This is a genomic window from Enhygromyxa salina, assembly GCF_000737335.2.
Lineage (GTDB): Bacteria > Myxococcota_A > Polyangia > Nannocystales > Nannocystaceae > Plesiocystis > Plesiocystis salina_C.
The window spans coordinates 1-2,495 of the sequence record NZ_JMCC02000242.1 but is presented as its reverse complement, the minus strand read 5'-3'; the positions used below and the strand labels follow the sequence as shown (position 1 = coordinate 2,495).

The following is a 2,495-nucleotide window of genomic DNA, read 5'->3' as shown; positions in this document are numbered from 1 at the left end:
CCGCGCCTGCGCAGAAGCCCGCGGCGATGCCGGCCGCTCGCGCCGAGGCGACCCGCGCGGGTGTGGACCTTGGCGCCGTCGAGGGCACCGGGCGCGGCGGGCGAGTGCTCAAGGAGGACGTTCAAAAGGCGGCCTCGCAGCCCGCCCCGGCTCCCGCCAAGCCCGCCCCGGCTCCCGCCAAGCCTGCCCCGGCTCCCGTAGCCAGCAAGCCCGTGGGTGAGCGCGAGCGCCGGGTCAAGATGCGGCCGCTTCGCAAGACGATCGCCGCGCGCCTGGTCGAAGCCCAGCAGACCGCCGCGATCCTCACGACCTTCAACGAGGTCGACATGTCCGCGGTCATGCAGGCCCGCAGCGCGCTCAAGCAGGACTTCGTCGACGCGCACGGGGTCAAGCTCGGGTTCATGTCGTTCTTCGTCAAGGCCGCGGTCTCGGCCTTGAAGGCGTTCCCCTCTGTCAACGCCGAGATCTCGGGCGACGAGATCATCTACAAGCAGTACTACAACGTCGGCGTCGCCGTGGGCGGCGGCAAGGGCCTGGTCGTGCCCGTGGTCCGCGACGCCGACACGCTCGGGTTTGCGGCGATCGAGCAAGAGATTGGCCGGCTCGCGGTGCTGGCCCGCGACAACAAGCTCACGCTCGCGCACCTGTCCGACGGGTCGTTCACGATCTCGAACGGGGGCATCTATGGATCGATGCTCTCGACGCCGATCCTCAACTCGCCGCAGACGGGGATCCTGGGGCTGCACAACATCGTCGAGCGGCCGGTTGCGATCAACGGCAAGGTTGAGATTCGGCCGATCATGTATCTTGCGCTGTCGTACGATCATCGGCTCGTCGACGGGCGTGAGGCTGTGCAGTTCTTGGTTCACGTGAAGCAGGCGATCGAAGATCCGCGCCGCTTGCTGTTCGAGATCTGAGCGTTTCCGGTTCTCCGCCCCACATCAGCAGCACAACATCGGCACAACATCGGCACAACATCATGGATAGCTACGATCTCATCGTCATCGGCGCCGGACCCGGCGGGTACGTCTCTGCGATCAGGGCCGCGCAGCTTGGGCTGAGCGTCGCTTGTATCGAGAAGGACGCCACGCTTGGCGGGACCTGCCTCAACGTTGGCTGCATCCCCAGCAAGGCCCTGCTCGAGTCGTCCGAGAAGTACGCCCAAGCCGCGGACAAGAAGGGGATGGGCGCGCACGGGATCGCGATTGGTAAGCTCGAGCTGGACCTGGGCAAGATGCTTGGGCGCAAGGACAAGATCGTCAAGCAGCTGACCAGCGGCGTGGCGATGCTGTTTCGCAAGAACAACATCACCTCGCTGCGAGGGGTGGGTCGGTTCACGGGCAAGCGTGAGGCTGATAAACATGTGATCGAGGTGGTTGGGGGCGATGGGGCTGTGGCGCAGTCGATCGCGGGGACGAACGTGCTGATCGCGACGGGCTCGAAGGTTGCGAGTATCCCCGGTGTGGAGTTTGACATTGGTGAGGGCGGGGCTTCGCGGGTTGGGACGTCGACCGAGGCGCTGGCCTGGCCCGAGGTGCCGAAGCACTTGGTGGTGATCGGCGCGGGGGTGATCGGGCTAGAGCTTGGGTCGGTGTGGGGCCGGCTTGGGGCGAAGGTGACCGTGCTCGAGTACATGCCGCGGCTGCTGCCAACGATGGAGACCGACGTTGGCGACGCGGCGCTCAAGCTGTTCAAGCGGCAGGGGCTGGGCTTTCACTTTGGCGTGCGGGTGACCGGAGCGGTCGCGGTTGGTGATGGGGCGAAGGTTACCTATCAAGATGGCGACGTGGAAAAGGTGATCGAGTGTGATCGGGTGCTGGTGGCCGTGGGTCGCAAGCCGATGACCGATGGGCTGGGGCTGGCTGCGATTGGGATCGAGGTGGACCGGCGTGGGTGTGTTGGGGTTGACGAGCAGTTTCGTACGAGCGTCGAGGGGGTTTGGGCGATTGGTGATGTGATCCCTGGGCCGATGCTGGCGCACCTGGCCGAGCATGAGGGGATCTGCGCTGTCGAGACGATGGCTGGGCAGCCTGGACATGTGAACTATGAGGCGATTCCGAATGTGATCTATACGCATCCGGAGATCGCTAGCTTGGGGAAGACTACGGCGGAGCTGGATGAGGCTGGTGTGGCGTATCGGGTTGGGAAGTTTCCGCTGATGGCGAACGGGCGGGCGAAGGCGCTTGGGGAGACTGATGGGTTTGTGAAGATTGTGGCGCATGCGGAGACTGATCGGATCTTGGGGGCGTCTATTATTGGGGCGCGGGCGGGGGATTTGATTGCGGAGTTGGCGGTGGCGGTGGAGTTCTCGGCGTCGGCCGAGGACATCGGCCGCTCGATCCATGCGCACCCAACCATGGCCGAGAGTGTGAAGGAAGCGGCGCTCGACGCCCTGGGGCGGGTTATCAACTTCTGACCCCTGGGCGCGCCGCCGGGAACGCCGGACAGATCCGGACTCGGAGTCTTCCCTGGCGGCCAGAAGGACGACGCCCGAG

The 2,495-nt window shown here is 65.4% G+C and carries 2 protein-coding genes; both read left to right on the top strand.

Annotated elements, in window-relative coordinates:
* The coding region (gene odhB, locus DB30_RS40580) for a 2-oxoglutarate dehydrogenase complex dihydrolipoyllysine-residue succinyltransferase (protein WP_052559480.1) at positions 1–917 on the top strand (917 nt) is incomplete at its 5' end.
* 62 nt (positions 918–979) lie between these two features.
* Positions 980–2,416 (top strand): dihydrolipoyl dehydrogenase, encoded by a 1,437-nt coding sequence (lpdA, locus tag DB30_RS40575; protein ID WP_205633202.1) that lies wholly within the window; start codon positions 980–982, stop codon positions 2,414–2,416.
* Positions 2,417–2,495 lie beyond the last annotated feature (79 nt).

Bases quoted from the DNA above. Each gene is read 5' to 3' on its own strand.
- lpdA (WP_205633202.1), top strand. From the start codon at position 980: ATGGATAGCTACGATCTCATCGTCATCGGCGCCGGACCCGGCGGGTAC.